Raw genomic sequence first — 19,489 nt, forward strand, 5'->3', positions numbered from 1 at the left:
CAATGCACCCATCACAGCCTCCTCGTCAGAGACTGTGAATCACAACACCATCCGAATTAATAGGTCCTGAGCCTAGCTTCAGAGGAATGAACGATGCCGGTGGGAGGAACGTGCGATGGCGGAGCTCAGCGCGCTGGACTGGGTCAATCCCTACATGTCCGAGCGGCGCCAGTACGTCTGCACGCAGTTGGCCCTGGCGCTGCCGAACTCCCTGACCACCCTGGCCTCGAACAGCAAGGCGACGGGCGCCAAGTTCAAGGAATGGACCGGCCATACGCAGGCCACCCTCGAGGCCGCCTGGACCAGGGAGGGCTTCACGAAGGGCGACAACGGCTCCTGGACGCGGCAGGGCGGCGGCGCGGTCACGACCTCCTGCGAAGGGCTGGTCGGCACCATCTTCGGGAAGATCGAGGCGGCCGGCTTCGGGAAGCGCAAGGGCGGCGCCACCTCCTTCAACCTGCCGGGCAACGACAAGTTCGGCCGGGAGTCGAGGACGCCGCCGGTCGGCTGGCACTGGTTCCGGGAGCGGGCGGGCGGCCTCCGCCCGCGCCCCGGCGACATGTTCCAGATCGGCACCGAGGTGCTGCCGCGCCAGTGGTCCCATGCCCATGTCGGGGTCATCACCTTCTGGGGCGAGGGCGATCCCCTGATGTGGGAGACGGTGGAAGCCGGCCAGGGCGGCCCCCTGTCGGGCTTCGACTTCATGAAGCGGAAGCCCTACCGCCCCGTGAATCCCATTGACGGGCGGAAGCCCAAGAAGGTGATCATGGGCTGGCTCGACATCGACGAGCACTTCTCCTGAGGCCTCTCGCTGGCCGTCAAGCCGCAGCCGCCTAAAGCGGGACGCCGTAGAAGAACAGCACCGTGCTTCCGTAGCTCTTCTTGAACTTGGCCTGGAAGACGGCGAGCGTATCGCGCTTCACCTCGTCATCCGTGTTGCCGTAATGCCAGACCTCGCCATTGGCATAGTAGCCGACATGCTTCTTGGACTCGGATCCCATCTTCAGGCGATCGATGCTGATGTTGGAGGGGCGGGTGGCGAAGATCAGGCACGGGTCGGCCTTCCTGCCGTCCCAGTCGCCCTTGTCCTTGAGCGAGTTGTACAGCTCGTTGACCCGCACCGTGTAGCCCATGGTGCCCTTGGGGATGCCTTCCTTGAGGTAGACCTTCGTCTGCGGCCACGACAGCAGGGATTCGCAGGTCGTGCCGACCTGGATTCCCAGGGCGTGGCACACGAAATGCGCGCAGTGGTTCTGGGCGTCCTTCACCTTGCCGTAATGGAACGGACAGAAAGCCTCGACGGATTTTCCCACATACCGGTCAATACCGGGAGTAGGCGTACTCGGTCCGGCGACGGGTGAATTGGGTATCTTCGGAATAAGAGGATCGGACATCCTGGCATCCTCCTGCACATGCTCTTGGGTCTCGACATATCATGCGCGGCCTGGATCAGGCGAGTATTTCCCGCGCCTCGCCCAGGACCGGCGGAGACTGGTCGCCGCATCCCTCTCGGAACGGCGGTGCAACTCGTCTGGGTGCGCCCCGATGGCTTCAGCGGATGGCCGCGGCGCCGGGCCGCGGCGAAGGCCCTTCTCCCGGCGCCAGCGGCCGCGTCGAGGGCGTCGGCGCCAGAGGAGCGGATGAGCTCGGCGATTGCGGCTCGGCGCCAGGAGACGCGGCCGGCCGGGTCGCGCCGGTGCCCGTGGGAGCGCCCGTGGGATCCGGCGCCGGCTCGCCCTCCGCCCGGGGCATGGGCGGCAGGGCCGGGTCGGTCCCGCCCGCCGAGGCGCCCGGCGGATCGGAGGGCCGCATGGCCCCGCCCTGGGCCAACCCCGCCGCAGGGGCGAGGAGCACCGCCGCCGCAAGGCCGATCCTCGCCGGCAGCCCGCTCACGGCCGGGCGCCTAGCCGCCGGATCCGCCGCCAGGGCCCCCGCCGGACCCGCCGCCCGAGCCGGAGGCCGATCCACCGGTTCCGCCGCTGGCGCCACCGCCCGCTCCAGCCGAGCCGCCGGCGCTCGTCGAGCCCAGCGTCCCCGTGCCGGTCGAGCCGGGCGAGCCCGGCGTGCCGGCGGACGCGCCCGACCCGGTCGGGCCCAGGGAGCCCGGACCGGAGCTCGGCGGCGCGACGTTCGGCGTGGAGAAGCCCGTGGCCGAGCGCCCGCCCGGATCGGTCGAGGCCGCGCCGGGCAGCGAGGGCGCCGGCACGGCGGTGGCGCTGCCGGGCGTGCCCGGCGAGGTGCCCAGGGCCTGCGTCCGGCCCGCGCCGGGCGCGAGCAGCAGCGCGGCGCCGAGGCCGGCGCCGAGCAGGGTCATGCGGGTTGCGATATGTCCGGCCATGTGGAGTTCCCTTTGCCGTGATCCCCGGACCGTTCGCCGGCGGGGCCTGACGGAAGAACCCGCGCACGCCGGGCCGGTTGCCGGCCGCGCCCGCCTTGATGCACCGCAACATCGCCGCAACTCGGACACCTTTCACCCGTTGCATGCGGGCCACCTGGAGGCCGTACCTGCATGCGCGTGCCCGCCTCATCCTCGATCCTCGGCGCCGCCTGCGCGGCCTTGCTGGGCGGAGCCATCATCCTCACGATCTTCGGCACCCATATCGTGCCGCCCTCCCACACCGGCTGGATGCTATCCGGACAGATCGGTCCGGATCCGGTGCAGTACTGGCTGGGCTGGACCTACTTCCGGCTGTCGCCCTGGAATGCCCCGCCGGGGCTCAACCCCATGTTCGGGATGGAGATCTCGTCGTCCATCTTCTACGCGGATGCGATTCCGCTCCTGGCCTTCGCCTTCAAGGCGCTGCGCGGCGTGGTCGAGGTGGACCAGTACTGGGGGATGTGGATCGTCGCCTGCGGCGCGCTGCAGGGCGCGCTGGCCTGGCTGCTGATCGGGCGGATCACCGCCTCCCCCCTCGCCCGGCTCGCCGGCGCGATGCTCTTCGTGCTGCAGCCCATGCTGCTGAACCGGATGGGAGGGCATTTCGCGCTCTCGGCACAATGGCTGATCCTCTGGGGCCTGTGGCTGGCGCTGAGCCCGGCTGGGCGCTGGCGCTGGCTGGCCTGGGCGGCGCTGGTGCTCGCCGCCTCGCTCATCCACTCCTACATCCTGCCCATGGTGCTGGCGCTCTGGGTGGCCGACTGGTGGTCGCGCAGGCGCATCGCCGAGGCCGTCCTCGTCCCAGCCGCGGGCCTCGCCGGGCTCTGGGCGGCCGGCTTCTTCGTGCTGGGAGCGGGGCTCGGCAACGACCAGTACGGCACCATGCAGCTCGACCTGCTGGCACCCTTCGACCCGGCCTTCTGGGGCGGAATCCTGCCCGACCTGCCGGATCCGGACCATCCGGAATCCGGCAGCTCCTATCTCGGCCTGGGGGCGCTGCTGCTGCTGCCCTTCCTGCTCCTCGTCCCGCCGCGGCGCCGGCTGATCCCGCTGATGGTCGTGCTGGCGGCCATGCTGCTCTTCGCGGTCAGCCATCACGTCACGATCGGCGGGGCCGAGGTGGTCACGCTCCCCCTGCCCGAGCGCCTCGTGCAGCTCCTCGGCATGCTGCGCTGCTCGGAGCGCTACTTCTGGCCGCTGGCCTATGCGCTGATGCTGGCCGGCATGGCCGGGCTGCTGCGCGCCTTCGGGCCGCGCTGGGGCGGGCTGGCGCTGCTGGCGCTGCTGATGGTCCAGGCGGCCGACCTCCGGCCCGGCTATGCCCGCATCGCCCAGTACTTCCCGCCGACCGCGGACCAGCTGCCGCTGCGCCTCGCCGACCCGTTCTGGGAACAGGCGGCGCAGCGCTACCACGCCGTCCGCCTCGTGCCCGCCGGCAACCAGGGCCGCGCCTGGGAGGAGGTCGCCGTCTTCGCCGCCAGCCACGGGATGGCCACGGACGCGGTCTACCTGGCCCGCGCCGATGCCGGAGCCATCGGGCGCCTGCGCGCGGGCATCGCGGCCCGCCTCGCCCAGGGCGACTACGAGCCCGGCATGCTCTACGTGCTGCGCGACGCCAAGAGCCTCGAGCTCGCCCGCGCCGGAATGCAGGAGGGGCGCGACCTGATCGTCCAGGCCGACGGGCTCGATATCCTTGCGCCGGACTGGGTCGTTACCTCCACGGTCGCCTTGACGAAATGGACTCCGATCGCCTCAGGTGAGGCCCCGCGACCGGACGTCCCGGTCGGGCTCCCTCCCGGGCCGGAGAATGCCGATGCTCATCCGCAGCCGCCGCGGTTATGAAATCCCCGAAAGCCAGGTGACGCCCGAGGCGCTGGTGCTGAACCGCCGCGCCCTCCTCGGCGTCGGTGCCGGCGCCGCGCTGCTTCCCGCCGCCTGCGGCCCCGCCGCGGCGCAGAGCGCCACCGCCTCGCCGCCCCTGCCCGAGGCCCAGCGCAACCCGCGCTACGTCCCCGGTCGAGACATCACGGCCGAGCGAGAGGCCACGACCTACAACAACTTCTACGAGTTCGGCTCGAGCAAGAGCATCGCACGCGACGCCGCCCGCATGCCGCTGCGCCCCTGGACCATCAAGGTCGACGGCATGGTGGGCAAGCCACGGGAATTCGCCATCGACGAGCTGATCGGCCTGATGCCGATCGAGGAGCGCGTGCTCCGGCTGCGCTGCGTCGAGGCCTGGTCGATGGTCGTGCCCTGGACCGGCTTCCCGCTCGCCGAGCTGGTGAAGCTGGTGGAGCCGACCGCGGATGCGCGCTTCCTCGCCTTCCGGACCGCGGCGCTGCCCGCCGTGATGCCCGGCCTGCGCCAGACCTGGTATCCCTGGCCGCACACCGAGGGCTGCACCGTCGCCGAGGCCATGAACGACATGTCCTTCATGGCCGTCGGCAACTACGGCAAGCCGCTGCAGGGCTCGAACGGCGCGCCGATCCGCGTGCTGTTCCCGTGGAAGTACGGGTTCAAGTCGGGCAAGTCGATCGTGCGGATCACCTTCACGGACCGCCAGCCCGCGACCTACTGGAACACCATCCAGCCCTCCGAATACGGCTTCTGGGCAAATGTGAACCCGCAGGTGGCGCATCCGCGCTGGAGCCAAGCGAGCGAGCGCGTGCTGGGCACGGGCGAGCGCGTGCCGACGCAGCTCTTCAACGGCTATGGCGAGTTCGTGTCTGACCTCTACACGAACCTGCAGCGCGAGCGGCTCTGGGCCTGAGGCGCGCGCTCGCGGGGGCGCTGCTGCTCATGCTGTCCGCGGCCGGCGCCATGGCCCAGGGCGGCCTCGTCACCGAGCCCAGCGCGCATCCGCTGCGCGAGACGCTGGACCGCTTCGAGGCGGCGGTCCGCGCCGAGGGCTGGGTGGTCTTCACCGAGATCGACCATGCGGCCGCCGCGCGCGCGGCCGGGCTCGCGCTGGATCCGCGGACTGTCGTGGTCTTCGGCAATCCGCGCGCGGGGACCGGCGCCATGGCGGAGCACCCGACGCTGGCGCTCGACCTGCCGATGCGCGCGCTGGTCTGGGAGGATGCGGCGGGCCGCGTCTTCGTGACGCGCAGCACCGGCGCCGACATCGCCGGCCGCGTCTTCGCACGGCACGGGATCGATGTGCCCGAGCCGGGCCGGCAGGCGACCGAGGAGCTGCTCGCCGGGCTGGTGCGGCAGGCGACGCGCTGAGGTCCCGGGAGGCGGTTTGCCCGGCCGCAGCCGCCGAAAATTCTTATCGCGATAATTTCCCCTGGACAGCGGATGCGTGGCGGCCTATCACGCAGAAATCACGATAATAATTATTGTGATATTAAAAAGTCACCAGAGGACATCGTCAAAGGATCATGCACAGTCGCGGCCGCGGGCCGCACATCGCCGAACGCCGCGCGGGCCCGGCCCGTGCGGTCACCCACGCCTTCAGGAGAAGAGATCATGAGCAGCGGAACCATCACCGTCACCGACGGCACGGAGATCTACTACAAGGACTGGGGCGCGAAGGACGCGCAGCCGGTCGTTTTCCACCACGGCTGGCCGCTCAGTGCGGACGACTGGGACGCGCAGATGATGTTCTTCCACGCGAAGGGCTATCGCGTGATCGCGCATGACCGCCGCGGGCATGGCCGCTCCAGCCAGACCGAGGATGGCAACGAGATGGACACCTATGCCGCCGACGTCGCGGCGCTGGCCAAGCATCTCGACCTGAAGAACGCCTTCCATGTCGGCCATTCCACCGGCGGCGGCGAGGTCGCGCGCTACGTCGCCCAGTATGGCGGCGGCGGCCGGGTGGGCAAGGCGGTGCTGATCGGCGCCGTACCGCCCGTCATGGTGAAGAGCGACAAGAATCCCGGCGGCCTGCCGCTCGAGGTCTTCGACGGCTTCCGCGCCGCGCTCGTCGCCAACCGCGCGCAGTTCTTCCGCGACGTGCCGGCCGGTCCCTTCTACGGCTTCAACCGCGACGGCGCGAAGGTCTCGGAGGGCGTGATCCAGAACTGGTGGCGCCAGGGCATGATGGGCGGCGCCAAGGCCCATTACGACTGCATCAAGGCCTTCTCGGAGACCGACTTCACGGAGGACCTGAAGAAGATCGAGGTGCCCGTGCTGGTGATGCATGGCGACGACGACCAGATCGTGCCCTATGCCGATTCCGCGCCGCTCTCGGCCAAGCTGCTGAAGCACGGAACGCTGAAGACCTATCCCGGCTTCCCGCACGGCATGTGCACGACCCATCCCGACGTGATCAACGCAGAGCTGCTGGCCTTCTTCCAGTCCTGAGGAACCGTGGGAAGGGCCTTGCGCCCTTCCCGCCCGGGCCGCGATGGAGCATCCGTTCGGTGAAGCTTCGTCGCCGGCCAATCCGCGAGGCGGCGATCCGAGTAAAAATACTTAATACCATAGAATTACATCATAGAGTATAAATACGTAATCTGACGGTATTAGAACTCCTTTCGATTCAGTACACAAATTAACAAAACTCCTCCATGCAGTCCTGGTATCCGTACGATGCAACGGCCGTCTGATGACCCGTTCCGTGCCGAATAACGAATATGGTGATTTCAAATATTCACCCTGCAACAGGAGATCGGCAAATGCTGACAACAAATATTCCCGAACCAATTCGCGGTGAATATGGCGCCAGCGATCCGGGGCCGCGCAATCTGGAGCTTGATCGTCAGAATCCGGACATGCTGCTGCCGCCAGCGACCGACAACGGCGCGATTCCGAACCTGAAGTTCTCCTTCGGCATGGCGCACAACCGGCTTGAGCTCGGCGGCTGGTCGCGCGAGGTGACGATCCGGGAACTGCCTGCTGCCAAAGGGCTGGCCGGCGTGGACATGCGGCTCGGGCCGGGCGTGGTCCGGGAGATGCATTGGCACAAGGAGGCCGAGTGGGGCTACGTGCTCCAGGGAAGCTGCCGCGTGACCCTCATCGACCCCGACCGGAACGTCTATGTCGACGACCTCAAGGCCGGCGACATCTGGCTCTTTCCCTCGGGCTTCCCGCATTCCATCCAGGGCCTCGCGGAAGGCTGCGAATTCCTCCTCGTCTTCGACGACGGCAATTTCTCCGAGAACGAGACGCTGCTGGTGACCGAGCTCATGGCGCATATGCCGCTCGAGGTCGTCGCGAAGAACTTCGGCATCTCCGCCGAGCACTTCGCCGGGCTCCCGCCCAAGGAGAAGTACATCTTCCCGCTTCCCCTCCCCGCGCCGCTGGACGAGGTCCTCGCCAGGCTGCCTCCGCAGCGGCCGGCCATGCCGTTCACGATCCACGGCGGCGATGTCGCGCCCATCCAATGGGACGGCGGCAGGACCACGACCATCGACGCCAAGAACTTTCCGGTCACCAACATGGCCGCGCTGATCATCGAGCTCGAGCCCGGCGCGATGCGCGAGATCCACTGGCACCCGGATGCCGACGAATGGCAGTACTACATCGAGGGCGAGGCCCGGATGACCGTCTTCGACGCGACCAACAAGGCCCGCACTTTCAACTACCGGGCCGGCGACGTCGGCTATGTGCCGAAGACCCTGGCCCACTACATCGAGAACATCGGCACGACGCCCGTGCGGGTGCTGAACGTCTTCAACAATCCGCTGTTCAAGGACGTTCCGCTGAACCAGTGGCTCGCCCTGACGCCGCCCGACCTGGTCCGCGGCCATCTCAACCTGGACAGCACGGCCATGGTGGCGCTGAACCCCAACCGGCGATCCGTCGTGCGCTGACAGTCTTCCCGCCAGGCCGCCCAGGCGGCCTGGCGCGGGACTCATGACAAGCCGGCCGTCCAAGCCTTCCGACCGGAAGTCCCGCCAGAAGACGGACGCCATGATCCCCCGCCCTCCAGCCGCCGCCGCCCAGCCGGCCTGGGACGTCCTGACCCAGGCGACGCTCATGACGATGCTCGCCGGCTTCGTCGACGCCGTCGGCTATGCGGCGATGGGGCACCTGTACCTGTCGTTCATGAGCGGAAACAGCACGCAGTTCGGCATGGCCGTCGCGCATGGCGACACCTCCGTGGTCGGCTGGGCCGGCGCCGTCATCGCCGCCTTTGTGCTGGGGGCCTTCCTGGGATCGCTGCTCGCCGCGGCCCAGGCCCGGGTCCGGCTGCCGCTCGTGCTCGCCTGCGAGCTCCTCTGCTTCCTGGCGGCCTGGATGCTCGCCGGCTCCTGGGACACGCGGGCCGCGCTGCTGTTCGTGGCGCTCGCCATGGGCATGCAGAACGCCATCCGCGAGACGATCGCCGGCGCGTCGACGGGCAAGAGCTTCGTGACCGGCGCCTTGTTCGGGGCGGGCGACGCGCTGGCCCGGGCCTGCCTCGGCACCGCCCGCCTGGCCGAGGCGGGCGCCCATGCCGCCTCCTGGCTGGCCTTCATCGCCGGCGTCGTCGGCGGCGCGCTGGCCATCGGCGGCCTGGGCATGGCGACGTCGATTCTCGTCGCGGCGGGGACTGTCCTGGCGCTGATGGCCCTATCCTGGCGGGGCCGCTAGCCGGCCGAGCCCTGGGCCGAGCGCTGGATCTCCGCCCGCGCCGCCCAGATGGCAGCCCGCTCCGGCTCCGTCAGCTCGATCCAGGTCAACTTCTCGTCCAGCGGAAACGGCGGCCCGCCAGCCGAGCCCGTCACGGCCAAAACGATCCCGCCGCGATGGTCCACGACAAAGGGCTCGCCCTTGTTGCGGAGGTCCCAGCGGGCGGTCTGCCCATCGGCTACGGAGGTGACGGTCCAGCCGCCGCGGGGCTCGCGCACGAGCCGCGCGGGCACGGGGTTCAGCACCTGGCCCGACATCGCCGCCAGCGCGCGCCGCTGCCGCCCCACACCGGCCGGGACCGCCAGGGCGCCGATGCACAGCGCCAGCATCAGCGCCATCAGCACGCCGTAGGTGACGGCGCGGTTGAGGAAGCGCTCCAGCCCGAGGTCCGTCGTGGTGAGCTCCGGCCGCGCGGGGTCGCCCATGGGCATGACCTGCCGGTTGCCGGCGGAAGGCTCGAAGAAGACGTAGCCGACCTCGCGGCGCAGGGCCGGGCCGCGGTCCTGCGGGATGACGAGGGTGGCTTCGCAATCGTTGAGCAGGAAGAAGCGGACCTGGCAGCGGCCGCTCTCGACGCGCGTCTTGGGCAGGGCGACGGCGGTGTCGCGGATCTGGTAGTCGCTCGCCAGCACCGGCACGACCTCGATCGAGACGACCGCCATGCCGCCGGCGAACAGGAGAAAGCCGAGGATGCCGAGCAGCCAGGCGCGCCAGGCCGAGATGGGCGCCCGGATGCGCAAAGGCCGCGCGGGAAAGGCCCGCGCGATCGGGTCCGACATGACAGGCCTCCCAGCCCTCTTCCACGGATCGTTCCGCATGCATCAGGCTGACCATGCGGGGGCATGGGAGGCAAGGGTCCGTTGGTAGCGTCCGTCGCGTCAGTAGCGGTAGTAGCCCCAGCCGCCGCGGTAATAGGGCCGGTGGTAGTAGCCGCCGTAATAGCGCGGCGGGCCATAGTAGCCCGGCCCATAGGCGGGATAGGCCGGATAGGCGACGCAGCCCGGCAGGGTGGAGAGGGCCAGCAGGGCGAGGCAGAGCCCGACAAGCTTCTTCGACATGGGTACCTCCTGGGACGGCATCCCGCCGTCCGATGTGGGAAGAACGCCCCCGGCATGGCAAGGTTTGGATCGTTCCGAGGCTGAATCGTGGCGGCTCACCCCAGCCGCAGCCGCGCCTCCATGATCTCCGTGTCCTCCAGGCTCCGGTGCAGCTCGAAGCCCAGCCCCTGGATGAAGGCCAGCATCGGCTTGTTGTCGGCGAGGATGTGGCCGACCAGCCCGGTGATTCCTTGCCCCCGCGCCCAGGCGATGGCGCGCTCCATCAGGTGCCGCGCGAGGCCCGTGCCCTTGGCCGAGGGGTTCACCACCACGGCGAACTCCGCGCCGGTGCCGCTGCCCTCGCGGATGATGCGCGCGGTGCCGAAGATATGCCCCCCATGCGCGGCGACCAGGGCCATCTCGCGGTCGTAGTCGATCTGGGTGAGGCGGGCGAGCATGGCCGGCGGCAGCTCGCGCATGGTCGAGAAGAAGCGGAAGCGGACGTCCTCCGGCGGCAGGCTGCGGAAGTGCTCGCCCTGGGCCGCAGCGTCCTCGGGGCGGATGGGGCGGACCTCGTAGACCTTGCCGTCCGACGCGGTGAAGGGCGCGGCGAGCTCGGCAGGATAGGGCGGGATGGCGAGCAGCACCGTCTCGCCCTCGGGCCGCAGCGTCAGCGCCGCATCGGCGGCCAGCACACCGCTGGTATCGGCGAAGAGCGGGTTCACCGTCAGGGTCGCGATCTCGGGAAAGTCGACGAGGAGCTGGCTGAGCCGCACCAGCGCGTCGGCGATGGCGGGCTCGTTCACCGGTGGGCGGTCGCGGAAGCCCGGCAGCAGGCGCGACAGCCGCGTGCGCGCGATCAGCCCGTGCGCCAGCGGGAGGTTCAGCGGCGGCAGGTCGAAGGCCTCGTCCTGTGCGAGGTCGGCCGCGGTGCCGCCCTGGCCGAAGCCGATCCATGGGCCGAACATGGCGTCGTCGCCCATGCGCAGCCGCAGCTCCATCATGCCGCGCGGCGCCTGGCGCTGGACGAGGAAGCCCTGCAGCGCGACGCCCGGGGCGCGGCGCGGCACCTCCTCGGCCATGGCCTGGGCCGCGGCGGTGACGGCGGCGCCGTCGCGCAGGTTGAGCACCACCCCGCCGGCCTCGCTCTTGTGGCGCAGCAGCGCGCGGGCCTTGAGCGCGACGGGGAAGCCCATGCCGACGGCGGCCCCGGCCGCCCGGGCCGGCGTCGCCGCGACAAAGACGGGCAGGCCCTCCAGCCCATAGGCCGCGAGGACGGAGAGCGCCTCATCCTCCAGCAGGCGCAGCCGGCCCTCGGCGCGGACGGCGGCGAAGAGGGCGCGGACGGCGGCGCGGTCCGGCTGGAAGGTGAGCACGTCCGAGGCGGGGAGCTCGGCGGCGGTGGCGCGGTTGCGGCGCTCGGCGGCGAGGTGGGCGGCACCGCGCGCCATGGCCTCGGGCGTGGCGAAGACCGGCAGGCCAGCCTCGGTGAGGGCGGCGCGCTCGTCATGCGCGCTGGCCTCGCCGGTCCAGCCGAGCAGGATGGGCGCGCCGCGGTTGCCGCGGGCGGCGGCGGCGAAGGCGGCGGCCGGCACGGCGTCCTGCTCGGGCGCGTGCAGCGCCATCACCACGTCCACCTCGCGCGCGGCGGCGAGGAGCTTCGCGGCCTCGGCCAGCGTGGCGCCGGCGGAGGCGCGCAATGCGAGCGGGTTGCGCGCCTCTTGTTGCGTCCCTTGGCCTTCCAGCAACGGCGCCAGCGCGTCGCGCGTGGCAGGGGAGAGCTCGGCCAGCCGCAGGCCGAGCCCGAGCGCCGCATCCGCCGCGAGCCGCGCCATGCCGAGACCGTTGGCCAGGATCGCCACCCGGTCGCCCTCGCCCGCGCCGGCGCGCGGCTTGGTGCGGGCCAGGGTCTCGGCGGCGGCCAGCCAGTCCTCGAAGCCGCTCGCGCGCAGGATGCCGGCGCGGCGCAGCACCGCGTCCATCACCGCGTCGCCGAGACCGGAGGGGTCGTCGGTCCGCCCGCCGGGGCGCAGGGCCAGCACCGGCCGCGTGCGGGCCGTGGCGCGTGCGGCCGAAACGAAGAGCCGGCGCTGCTTGATGCGCCGCAGCTCCAGCAGGACGCAGGCGGTGCCGCTGTCGCGCGCCAGCCAGTCGAGGCCGAGGGCGAAGCCCAGATCCTCGTTGGAGCCGATGCCGATGATGTGGCTGAAGCCCAGCCCCTCGGCTGCCGCCCAGTCGATCACCGCGCGCGCGATGGCCGAGGACTGCGCCATGAGCGCGAGCCGGCCCTTGGGCACGTGCAGATGCGCCAGCGTGGCGTTCAGCCCGATGCCGGGCAGCGCCAGGCCGAAGCTGCGCTCGCCCAGCGCCTTCACGCCCGCCTCGGCGGCCATGGCGGCGAGGTTGGGCGCGGCGGTGGGCACGACGACGGCACAACAGCCCATCGCCGCGATCTCGCGGAAGGCGGCGGGCTGCGTGTCGGGCGCGACGCAGAGGATGGCGACGTCGGGCGCGCCCTCAGGCGTCTCGAAGCCCTCGATGCCGTCCGCCATCAGCTTCCCGTGGAAGCGGCCGTCGAGCAGGTTGCGGGCGAGGATGCGCGATTCGGGGAGCGCCGGATCGGCGCGCAGCAGCACCGAGCGCGGGCGAAAGAGCGCCGTCTCGCGAAAGCCCGTGCCGGGGCGGCCTGTCAGGATGAGCGACATGGGGTCGTTATAACGCCGCCAAACATGTCACGCCCAAGGCGGTCCTCTTGCGCCCTCGCCTGCGACGCGCTGCCCTGGCGCGGCAACAGCGAGGCAGCACCATGCAAGATCGGCGGATGGATCCGGAAATGGCTGATTTCAGCGCCATGGTGGCGGCGCGCGGTGCCGGGAACCCGCCGATCGTCTTCCCGAATCCGCCCCGCAGCGCGCCCTTCGACGAGCAGCGGCGCCTCAACGACGACCCGCAGCTCCCGCAGGCCCTGGGCGGCCCCGTCATGGCCGAGAGCCGCGACCTGCTGCTGCCCATCCGCGGCCGCCGCATGCAGGTCCGATTCCATCGCCCGTCCAACGACCCGAACCTGCCGGTGCTCGTCTACATCCATGGCGGCGGCTGGGTCTGGGGCAGCATCGACACGCATGACCGGCTGATGCGGGCCTATGCCGCCGCCTCGGGCTGCGCCGTGCTCGGGCCGGACTACGCGCTGAGCCCCGAGGCGGTCTTCCCGACCGCGCTGGAGGAATGCGCGGCGGTGATGCGCCATGTCGCCACACGCGGCGCGGAGCTGGGGCTCGATCAACAGCGCATCATCCTCGGCGGCGACAGCGCGGGGGCGAACCTTGCGGCCGGCGTGGCGCTGCTCAATGCCGAGCAGGCCGCGCCCGTGCCGCTCAAGGGGCTGCTGCTGAACTACGGCGTCTACGACCATGTGCTCGACACGCCCAGCTACAGGGAATTCGGCGAGGGCTACGGGCTGACGCTCGCGAAGATGCGCTTCTACTGGGACGCCTATTGCCCCGATGCGGTCGCGCGGATGTCGCCCTTCGCCTCGCCCATCCGTGGCGAGCTCTCCACTCTGCCACCCGCGCTCATGCACATCGCCGAGCTGGACGTGCTGGCCTCGGAGAACCTGGCCTTCGCGGAGAAGCTGCGCATGGCCGGCGTGAGCCTGGAGATGCAGACCTTCCCCGGCACGGTGCACGGCTTCGCGCGGGCGCTCGGCCATGTCGGCGCGGCCGACCGGGCGGCGGAGGCGGCGGGCGCCTGGCTGAAGGCGCGCTTCGCAAGCTGATTGCGTCGGGCGCGCGCGCGGCCAATGATCCCGGGCGGGAACCAACCCGAAGGAAACGCCCCATGGCTCACAGGATGCGCACCCCCCTCATTGTCGCCGGCTTCGCGGCCGCCTTCGCCGCGGGCCTGCTCGCCAACCGGCTGGTCCCGCATGCCGAGGCGCAGTCCGGCCCGGCGCCGCTGACGCCGCAGATCATCAACCTCTTCAGCATGACGGACGAGGAGATCGGCAACCTCATCCCCAACACCGACCTGCGCACGCGCACCCTGGCCGCGACGCCGGACGGGACCGTCGCCGTGCAGAGCGGCAACGTCCTGCGGCACTATCATGCGGACGCCAACGAGATTCAGCTCATCCTGCAGGGCGAGGGCTCGTTCTGGCTTGGCGACCGCGAGGTGCAGATCAAGCCGGGCGATCTCATCATCATCCCGCGCGGGGTGGCGCATGCGGGGTCGCGCGCGTCGACGGGACGGTTCAGGGCGCTGGCGATCAAGCTGCCGCCGCAGCGGGCGGGGGATACGGTGCCGGCGCCGGCGCCCTGAGGCCAGGAAGCGAGAGGGCTTCGCCCCCTCGCGCTCCCCCACCAGGGCTTTTGGCCCTGGACCCATTCACCTTGCCGGCACCGCAGGTGTCTATGGTCGCCAGCGACAGCTTTGCCGAGTTCCTGGGCGAGCAGCTCGCCCCGCTCGGCCGCGTGACGATGCGGCGCATGTTCGGCAAGACCGGCGTGTTCTGCGGCGGGCTGATGCTCGGGATGGTGAGGGACGACACGCTCTACTTCCGGGTCGATGACGGCAACCGGGCGGCCTTCCAGGAAGCCGAGGCTTTTCCGCCGCTCAACTACGAGAAGAAGGGCGACAGCATAGACCTCTCCTTCTGGCGGGCGCCCGACCGCCTGTTCGATGAACCCGATGAGCTCGTCGCCTGGGCACGCAACGCGCTGGCCGCAGCGCGGCGGGTTGCGGTGAAGCAGGCGGCGCCAACGCGAAGATCGAAGCCTCGATCATGAAGATGGAACAGTCGAGCTTTCGCCGACGCCCTGGCCTTCCTCCTCCCCCGGCGTGGACGGCGCGAGTTGGAACCGCTCGAACCGGGCCAGCGCGTCGTCGATCACCGCCTTCAGTCCTGCGCGCCTCGTGATCCAGGTCCACTTCTGGACGAGCAGCTTGCCAGCCTGCCGATCGGTCTTGAGGTCGATCGCGGCGACGATCTCGTCGCCCACCAGCACTGGCAGCGCGAAGTAGCCGAGCACGCGCTTCTCCGCCGGCACATAGGCCTCGAAGCGGTGCACATGGCCGAAGAACATCTCCAGCCGCTTGCGCTGGATTACCAGGGGATCGAAGGGCGAGAGGATGTGGACGCGCGGCTCCACCATCGCTGCCGCCTCCAGCACGGCAGTCTCCGCCCAGTGCGGGATCTTCCCGAAGCCCTCCACCTGCACCGGCGCGAGCCGCTTCCGCCGGACCGCCGTCTCGATCGCGGCGGCCACGAGCGGCTTCATCGCGAGGTTGCCGTAGCAGATGGAATCCAGGCTCACGACGCCCTGCGACACCAGCGCACGGCGCAGCATGTATTCGGCGAACTGCGCCTCGGTCGCGGGCTTCGGACGCGTCCGCCAGCCGAAGTGGCGGTTGGTGAGCTCGTAGGTCTTCACCATGCCCGCGCGCTTGGAGATGACGAGGTCGCCGGCGAAAAAGCCGAGCCGCAGCACGCGCTTGGACGGCTTGCGGCTGGCCCAGGGATGCGTCTTCTCGACGAGCACATCGTCGTCGATGTCGCGGATGGTGAGCGGCCCATCGCGGCGGATGCGCTTGAGCATCGCCGCGTAGTCCTTCGCGTCCACATCGGCGAAGCTCTGCCGCGGCGCGGTGCGGTACCGCTCCATGGCCGGCATGAAGAACCGGAAATCCTCGGTCGCGACATAGGCGAGCGCGTGCGTCCAGTATTCGAAGACTGATTTCTGGCCGGACTGCGCCTGCTCGAGATCCGTCCGCAGGTACCCCGGGATGCGCGTGTGCAGGATGTGGTGGTGGCTGCGCTCGATGACGTGGATCGTGTCGATCTGCACGTAGCCGAGATGCGCGACGGCGCGGCGCGTCGCCTCCGGCCCATCGCCGAAAGGAGCATCCGCATCGAGGCGCTGCGCGTGCAGCCAGGCAGCGCGCACCTGCGCCGCCGTCAGCGTGACAGGGGGCTTCGCCCGCGCCCGGGGGGATGGCTTGAGGCCGTGCATGGTCCGGAGCTTCGGCCTCCAGCCTGTCCGGGTCCAGACTACCCCAGCGTCACGCCCGCGCTGCGCACCACCTCGCTCCACAGCCGCGAATCCCGGGCGATCAGCGAGGCGAAGGCGTCGGGGCTGCCGGGCATCGGATCGGCGCCCTGCTCGCGCAGCTTGGCCGCGACCTCGGGCTGGGTCAGCGCCTTGCCGATGCTGGCGTTGAGCTGCGTCACGATGGCCTCCGGCGTCCCCGCCGGCGCGAGCACGCCGAACCAGGAGGTCACCTCGAAGCCCGGCAGCGTGCGGCCGATCGGCATCACGCCGGGCAGCTGCGCAATGGGCTCCGCGCCGGCCACGCCGAGCGCCCGCAGCGCGCCGCCCTGGATCTGCGGCAGGATGGTCGGCGCGTGGTCGATCATCATCAGCACACGGTCGGCCACGAGATCGGCCATGGCCGGCGCGCTGCCGCGATAGGGGATATGCGTGAGCTCCACGCCGGCCCGCGCGCGGAACAGCTCGGAGGCGAGATGCGTGATCGAGCCCTGGCCGGAGGAGGCGAAGGTGACGCGCCCGGGCTCGGCCTTGGCCTTGGCGATCAGGCCGGCCACGTCGGTGACGCCGAGGGAGGGATGCACAGCCAACACCATCGGCACCGCGGCGACGGCGCTGACGGCGGAAAAATCGCGCGCCGCGTCGTAGGAGAGGCGCGCGTAGAGGTGCGGGGTGATGGATTGCGTGGCCGTGGTGCCGAGAAGCAGCGTGTATCCATCCGGCGCGGCTTTCGCGACGGCCTCGGCGCCGATGGTGCCGCCGGCGCCGGTGCGGTTCTCGGCGACGAAGGACTGGCCGTATTCCGCCTGCAGCGACTGCGCGACGGCACGGGCGAGGATGTCGGTGGCGCCGCCGGCCGCGAAGGGCACCACGAGGCGGACCGGGCGCTGCGGATAGGCGGTCTGCGCGCGGGCGATCGCAGGAAAGGCCAGGCTGGCGCCCAGCAGGTGACGTCGGCGCATGGCCGTTCCTCCACGTTTTGTCCATGGGAGGCTAGGGGCGCGCAGCGCATCCGTGAAGGGGCGTTGCGAGAGGGCTTCACCCTCTCGTTGTCTCCGCTTCGCGGCTCCCCCACCAGGGCTTTTGGCCCTGAACCCCTTTACGGATGAGGGTGCAGGGAACGTGTTCCCTGCCGGGGGTCCAGGGGCAGAGCCCCTGGCCTTCCTCAGGCCGCGCGCCGGCGGAACGCGTCCAGGCTTCCCGCATGGATCAGCTCGCTCGGCAGCACGTGCCCCACGATCGCCTCCGCCATGCGGCCGACCTCGATGAGCTGGTCCAGGTCCACGCTCGTATGGATCCCCATCTCCTCGCAGAGCAGCACCAGCTCCTCCGTGCAGATGTTCCCCGCCGCGCCCTTCTGGCCCGCGAAGGGGCAGCCGCCGAGCCCGCCGACGGTGCTGTCGAACTGCGCAACGCCCATCTTCAGCCCGGCATGCGCGTTCGCCACGGCGAGGCCGCGCGTGTCGTGCAGGTGCAGGCCGATCTTCTGGTCGGGCCAGCGGCTGCGGACCTCGCCCACCACGCGCTCGATGCGCTGCGGGGCGGCCCAGCCCATGGTGTCGGCGAGCGAGATGCGCTGGATCTCCTGACCGTATTCCTTCGCGATCGCGAAGCCGTCCTCCAGCGTGGAGATCACCTGCGCGGGCGTGATGTCGCCCTGGTAGTTGCAGCCGAAGGCCGCCTGCACGCCGATCCGCTCGACCGCCACGCCATGCGAGATGTGGGTGGCGGTCAGCTTGCGCATCGCCTCCAGGTTCTCGGCATGGCTGCGGTTGAGGTTCTTGCGCGTGAAGGCCTCGGAGGCGGTGATCGAGATACTGCCGGTGATGTGCAGCTTCTCGCGGAACGCCAGCGCGCGCTCCAGCCCGTTCCCGTTGAACCAGAGCGCCGTGTAGTGGACGCCCTCGCGCGGCGTGAAGCCCGCGATCACGGCCTCGGCATCGGCCCAGCCGGGCACCACGCGCGGATTGACGAAGGAGCAGGCCTGGATGTGGTGCAGGCCGGTCCCGGCCAGCGCCTCGATCAACTTGATCTTGTCCGCGGTCGGAATGGGGCCGGGCTCGATCTGGAAGCCCTCGCGCGGGCCTTCCTCGTGGATGTCGATGGATCTCGGCAGGTCGGTCATGGCGACGCCTCTCTGTGATGGTGTCCGATGTGAATCAGGGTCCGCCCACCACACCGCGGGCGACGAGATCCTGGCTGTCCTCGTCTGGGATGCCGAGCTCGGCCAGGATGGCGAGCGTATCCTGCCCGATCCGGCCGGGCTGCGAGCGCAGGCCGGTGTCGTGGTCGCCCATCTCGATGGGCAGGCGGGGCAGATGGGCTACCCGGCCGTTCTCCAGCTCGATGTCGAGCATGCGGCCATGGGCGTTGAGCTGCGGGTCGTCGAAGAGGTCGCCCGGACGCATCACGGGGGCGAAGGGGATGGAGTTGCGCTCGCAGATCTCCATCATCTCGTCATGCGTGTGCTGCAGCACGATGTCGGCGACGATCTGCTTCAGCCAGGGCCGCGCGGCGACGCGGTTCTCGTTGGTCTTCAGCTGCGGGTCGGCGAGCAGGTCCGGGCGCGAAAAATTCTCGCAGAAGCGGCGCCAGTGCTGGTCGCTGGTGATGCCGAGGAAGAACTGGCGGTCGTCGGAGGTGGCGAAGGTCTCGTAGATGGCCCAGGCGCCCTGGCGCTCCGGCATGGGCGGCATGGGGACGCCGGTGACGACCTCGCCCATCATGTGCGGCGTCATGAGGAAGGCCGCGGATTCGAAGAGCGCCGACTTCACCAGCTGACCCTTGCCGGTGCGCCCCCGCTCCTGCAGCGCGGCCAGGATGCCGACCACGCCAAGCACGCCGCCCAGGATGTCGCAGATGGAGGCGCCGGCGCGCAGCGGCCGGCCGGAGGGGCCCGTCATATAGGCGAGACCCGACATGTACTGCACCACCTCGTCCAGCGCCGGACGGTGCTCGTAGGGACCGGAGAGAAAACCCTTCAGGGCGCAGTAGACGAGGCCGGGGTGCTTCGCGGACAGCTCCTCGTAGCCGAGGCCGAGGCGGTCCATCGTGCCGGGGGCGAAGTTCTCGATGAGCACGTCGGTGCCCTCGAGCAGCCGGTCGATGACGGCGCGGCCCTCCGGCGCCTTGAGGTCCACGGCGAGGCAGCGCTTGTTGCGGTTGAAGGTCGCGAAGAAGCCGGCGGCGAAACCCGCGAGCTTCCGTGTGCGGTCGCCCTCCACCGGCTCGATCTTGATGACCTCGGCGCCGAGGTCGGCCAGCACGAGGCCGCAGGAAGGCCCCATGATGACGTGGCAGAATTCCAGCACCCGGATGCCCGCCAGCGGCAGCGGCTTCTGGCCACCGGAAACCGCCTGCGCCGTCGCTGCCGTCATGTTGTCCAAGAACCCGTTCCTTCGCTCAAACCTGGCCGGAGGGCATCATCCTCCTCCCGGCCCGGCAGCGCCAGACGGATCGTTGCCAGA

20 protein-coding genes are annotated in these 19,489 nt (G+C 70.3%); 10 read left to right on the plus strand and 10 right to left on the minus strand.

Annotated features, from left to right (window positions below):
• Positions 1-115: 115 nt before the first annotated feature.
• Positions 116-802: a hypothetical protein gene (locus tag AC1ROY_RS30030; RefSeq protein ID WP_493152622.1), complete on the plus strand. Its 687-nt coding sequence runs from the start codon at positions 116-118 to the stop codon at positions 800-802.
• 31 nt (positions 803-833) lie between these two features.
• Here the strand turns inward: AC1ROY_RS30030 and AC1ROY_RS30035 are convergent, their stop codons facing one another.
• The 3 genes from AC1ROY_RS30035 to AC1ROY_RS30045 all read right to left on the minus strand — a co-directional run bounded on the left by AC1ROY_RS30035 (position 834) and on the right by AC1ROY_RS30045 (position 2,338).
• On the minus strand, positions 834-1,313 hold the full coding sequence (locus AC1ROY_RS30035; RefSeq protein WP_493152623.1) for a hypothetical protein: 480 nt from the start codon (positions 1,311-1,313) through the stop codon (positions 834-836).
• Positions 1,314-1,551: 238 nt separating this feature from the next.
• The gene (locus AC1ROY_RS30040) at positions 1,552-1,893 is read right to left on the minus strand and encodes a hypothetical protein (protein WP_493152624.1); all 342 of its coding nucleotides are present in this window, start codon (positions 1,891-1,893) and stop codon (positions 1,552-1,554) included.
• Positions 1,894-1,903: 10 nt separating this feature from the next.
• The gene (locus tag AC1ROY_RS30045; protein WP_493152625.1) at positions 1,904-2,338 is read right to left on the minus strand and encodes a hypothetical protein; all 435 of its coding nucleotides are present in this window, start codon (positions 2,336-2,338) and stop codon (positions 1,904-1,906) included.
• Positions 2,339-2,509: 171 nt separating this feature from the next.
• Here AC1ROY_RS30045 and AC1ROY_RS30050 point away from each other — a divergent pair, with 171 nt between their 5' ends.
• The 6 genes from AC1ROY_RS30050 to AC1ROY_RS30075 all read left to right on the plus strand — a co-directional run bounded on the left by AC1ROY_RS30050 (position 2,510) and on the right by AC1ROY_RS30075 (position 8,902).
• Positions 2,510-4,219: a DUF6311 domain-containing protein gene (locus tag AC1ROY_RS30050; protein ID WP_493152626.1), complete on the plus strand. Its 1,710-nt coding sequence runs from the start codon at positions 2,510-2,512 to the stop codon at positions 4,217-4,219.
• Positions 4,191-5,147 (plus strand): protein-methionine-sulfoxide reductase catalytic subunit MsrP, encoded by a 957-nt coding sequence (msrP, locus tag AC1ROY_RS30055; RefSeq protein WP_493152627.1) that lies wholly within the window; start codon positions 4,191-4,193, stop codon positions 5,145-5,147. Before AC1ROY_RS30050 ends, msrP begins: the two co-directional genes overlap by 29 nt.
• Positions 5,148-5,176: 29 nt before the next feature.
• The gene (locus AC1ROY_RS30060) at positions 5,177-5,605 is read left to right on the plus strand and encodes a DUF302 domain-containing protein (protein WP_493152628.1); all 429 of its coding nucleotides are present in this window, start codon (positions 5,177-5,179) and stop codon (positions 5,603-5,605) included.
• Between the two features lie 243 nt (positions 5,606-5,848).
• A complete protein-coding gene (locus AC1ROY_RS30065) occupies positions 5,849-6,688 on the plus strand; it encodes an alpha/beta fold hydrolase (protein WP_493152629.1) in 840 nt (279 codons plus the stop codon).
• A 314-nt stretch (positions 6,689-7,002) separates the two neighbouring features.
• A complete protein-coding gene (locus AC1ROY_RS30070; RefSeq protein ID WP_493152630.1) occupies positions 7,003-8,139 on the plus strand; it encodes an oxalate decarboxylase family bicupin in 1,137 nt (378 codons plus the stop codon).
• 100 nt (positions 8,140-8,239) lie between these two features.
• A complete protein-coding gene (locus tag AC1ROY_RS30075; protein WP_493152631.1) occupies positions 8,240-8,902 on the plus strand; it encodes a YoaK family protein in 663 nt (220 codons plus the stop codon).
• Here AC1ROY_RS30075 and AC1ROY_RS30080 read toward each other — a convergent pair.
• The 3 genes from AC1ROY_RS30080 to AC1ROY_RS30090 form a co-directional block, all read right to left on the minus strand.
• Positions 8,899-9,720: a hypothetical protein gene (locus AC1ROY_RS30080; RefSeq protein ID WP_493152632.1), complete on the minus strand. Its 822-nt coding sequence runs from the start codon at positions 9,718-9,720 to the stop codon at positions 8,899-8,901. The genes AC1ROY_RS30075 and AC1ROY_RS30080 overlap by 4 nt on opposite strands.
• Before the next feature lie 99 nt (positions 9,721-9,819).
• Entirely contained in the window at positions 9,820-9,999 is a 180-nt protein-coding gene (locus tag AC1ROY_RS30085; RefSeq protein WP_493152633.1) for a hypothetical protein, read from the minus strand.
• Between the two features lie 95 nt (positions 10,000-10,094).
• The gene (locus AC1ROY_RS30090) at positions 10,095-12,683 is read right to left on the minus strand and encodes a bifunctional acetate--CoA ligase family protein/GNAT family N-acetyltransferase (RefSeq protein ID WP_493152634.1); all 2,589 of its coding nucleotides are present in this window, start codon (positions 12,681-12,683) and stop codon (positions 10,095-10,097) included.
• Between the two features lie 128 nt (positions 12,684-12,811).
• Here AC1ROY_RS30090 and AC1ROY_RS30095 point away from each other — a divergent pair, with 128 nt between their 5' ends.
• From AC1ROY_RS30095 to AC1ROY_RS30105, 3 genes are all read left to right on the plus strand, one after another.
• The gene (locus AC1ROY_RS30095; protein WP_493152635.1) at positions 12,812-13,753 is read left to right on the plus strand and encodes an alpha/beta hydrolase; all 942 of its coding nucleotides are present in this window, start codon (positions 12,812-12,814) and stop codon (positions 13,751-13,753) included.
• 62 nt (positions 13,754-13,815) lie between these two features.
• The gene (locus tag AC1ROY_RS30100; protein ID WP_493152636.1) at positions 13,816-14,295 is read left to right on the plus strand and encodes a cupin domain-containing protein; all 480 of its coding nucleotides are present in this window, start codon (positions 13,816-13,818) and stop codon (positions 14,293-14,295) included.
• 92 nt (positions 14,296-14,387) lie between these two features.
• Entirely contained in the window at positions 14,388-14,762 is a 375-nt protein-coding gene (locus tag AC1ROY_RS30105) for a TfoX/Sxy family protein (protein ID WP_493152637.1), read from the plus strand.
• Here the strand turns inward: AC1ROY_RS30105 and AC1ROY_RS30110 are convergent.
• From AC1ROY_RS30110 to AC1ROY_RS30125, 4 genes are all read right to left on the minus strand, one after another.
• Entirely contained in the window at positions 14,757-15,986 is a 1,230-nt protein-coding gene (locus AC1ROY_RS30110; RefSeq protein WP_493152638.1) for a winged helix-turn-helix domain-containing protein, read from the minus strand. The genes AC1ROY_RS30105 and AC1ROY_RS30110 overlap by 6 nt on opposite strands.
• A gap of 38 nt (positions 15,987-16,024) precedes the next feature.
• Complete coding sequence (locus AC1ROY_RS30115) at positions 16,025-16,984, minus strand: Bug family tripartite tricarboxylate transporter substrate binding protein (RefSeq protein ID WP_493152639.1); 960 nt, start codon at positions 16,982-16,984, stop codon at positions 16,025-16,027.
• Between the two features lie 203 nt (positions 16,985-17,187).
• Positions 17,188-18,147: a hydroxymethylglutaryl-CoA lyase gene (locus tag AC1ROY_RS30120; protein ID WP_493152640.1), complete on the minus strand. Its 960-nt coding sequence runs from the start codon at positions 18,145-18,147 to the stop codon at positions 17,188-17,190.
• Positions 18,148-18,181: 34 nt separating this feature from the next.
• Positions 18,182-19,399 carry a CaiB/BaiF CoA transferase family protein gene (locus AC1ROY_RS30125; RefSeq protein WP_493152747.1) on the minus strand — a complete coding sequence of 406 codons (1,218 nt, stop codon included), beginning with the start codon at positions 19,397-19,399 and terminating at the stop codon, positions 18,182-18,184.
• Positions 19,400-19,489: the final 90 nt, after the last annotated feature.

The organism is Roseococcus sp. GW821-FHT12F05 (genome assembly GCF_058806835.1).

Bases quoted from the DNA above. Each gene is read 5' to 3' on its own strand.
- AC1ROY_RS30030 (WP_493152622.1), top strand. From the start codon at position 116: ATGGCGGAGCTCAGCGCGCTGGACTGGGTCAATCCCTACATGTCCGAG.
- AC1ROY_RS30045 (WP_493152625.1), bottom strand. From the start codon at position 2,338: ATGGCCGGACATATCGCAACCCGCATGACCCTGCTCGGCGCCGGCCTC.
- AC1ROY_RS30050 (WP_493152626.1), top strand. From the start codon at position 2,510: ATGCGCGTGCCCGCCTCATCCTCGATCCTCGGCGCCGCCTGCGCGGCC.
- msrP (WP_493152627.1), top strand. From the start codon at position 4,191: ATGCTCATCCGCAGCCGCCGCGGTTATGAAATCCCCGAAAGCCAGGTG.
- AC1ROY_RS30060 (WP_493152628.1), top strand. From the start codon at position 5,177: ATGCTGTCCGCGGCCGGCGCCATGGCCCAGGGCGGCCTCGTCACCGAG.
- AC1ROY_RS30065 (WP_493152629.1), top strand. From the start codon at position 5,849: ATGAGCAGCGGAACCATCACCGTCACCGACGGCACGGAGATCTACTAC.
- AC1ROY_RS30070 (WP_493152630.1), top strand. From the start codon at position 7,003: ATGCTGACAACAAATATTCCCGAACCAATTCGCGGTGAATATGGCGCC.
- AC1ROY_RS30075 (WP_493152631.1), top strand. From the start codon at position 8,240: ATGATCCCCCGCCCTCCAGCCGCCGCCGCCCAGCCGGCCTGGGACGTC.
- AC1ROY_RS30080 (WP_493152632.1), bottom strand. From the start codon at position 9,720: ATGTCGGACCCGATCGCGCGGGCCTTTCCCGCGCGGCCTTTGCGCATC.
- AC1ROY_RS30085 (WP_493152633.1), bottom strand. From the start codon at position 9,999: ATGTCGAAGAAGCTTGTCGGGCTCTGCCTCGCCCTGCTGGCCCTCTCC.
- AC1ROY_RS30090 (WP_493152634.1), bottom strand. From the start codon at position 12,683: ATGTCGCTCATCCTGACAGGCCGCCCCGGCACGGGCTTTCGCGAGACG.
- AC1ROY_RS30095 (WP_493152635.1), top strand. From the start codon at position 12,812: ATGGCTGATTTCAGCGCCATGGTGGCGGCGCGCGGTGCCGGGAACCCG.
- AC1ROY_RS30100 (WP_493152636.1), top strand. From the start codon at position 13,816: ATGGCTCACAGGATGCGCACCCCCCTCATTGTCGCCGGCTTCGCGGCC.
- AC1ROY_RS30105 (WP_493152637.1), top strand. From the start codon at position 14,388: ATGGTCGCCAGCGACAGCTTTGCCGAGTTCCTGGGCGAGCAGCTCGCC.
- AC1ROY_RS30110 (WP_493152638.1), bottom strand. From the start codon at position 15,986: ATGCACGGCCTCAAGCCATCCCCCCGGGCGCGGGCGAAGCCCCCTGTC.
- AC1ROY_RS30115 (WP_493152639.1), bottom strand. From the start codon at position 16,984: ATGCGCCGACGTCACCTGCTGGGCGCCAGCCTGGCCTTTCCTGCGATC.
- AC1ROY_RS30120 (WP_493152640.1), bottom strand. From the start codon at position 18,147: ATGACCGACCTGCCGAGATCCATCGACATCCACGAGGAAGGCCCGCGC.
- AC1ROY_RS30125 (WP_493152747.1), bottom strand. From the start codon at position 19,399: ATGACGGCAGCGACGGCGCAGGCGGTTTCCGGTGGCCAGAAGCCGCTG.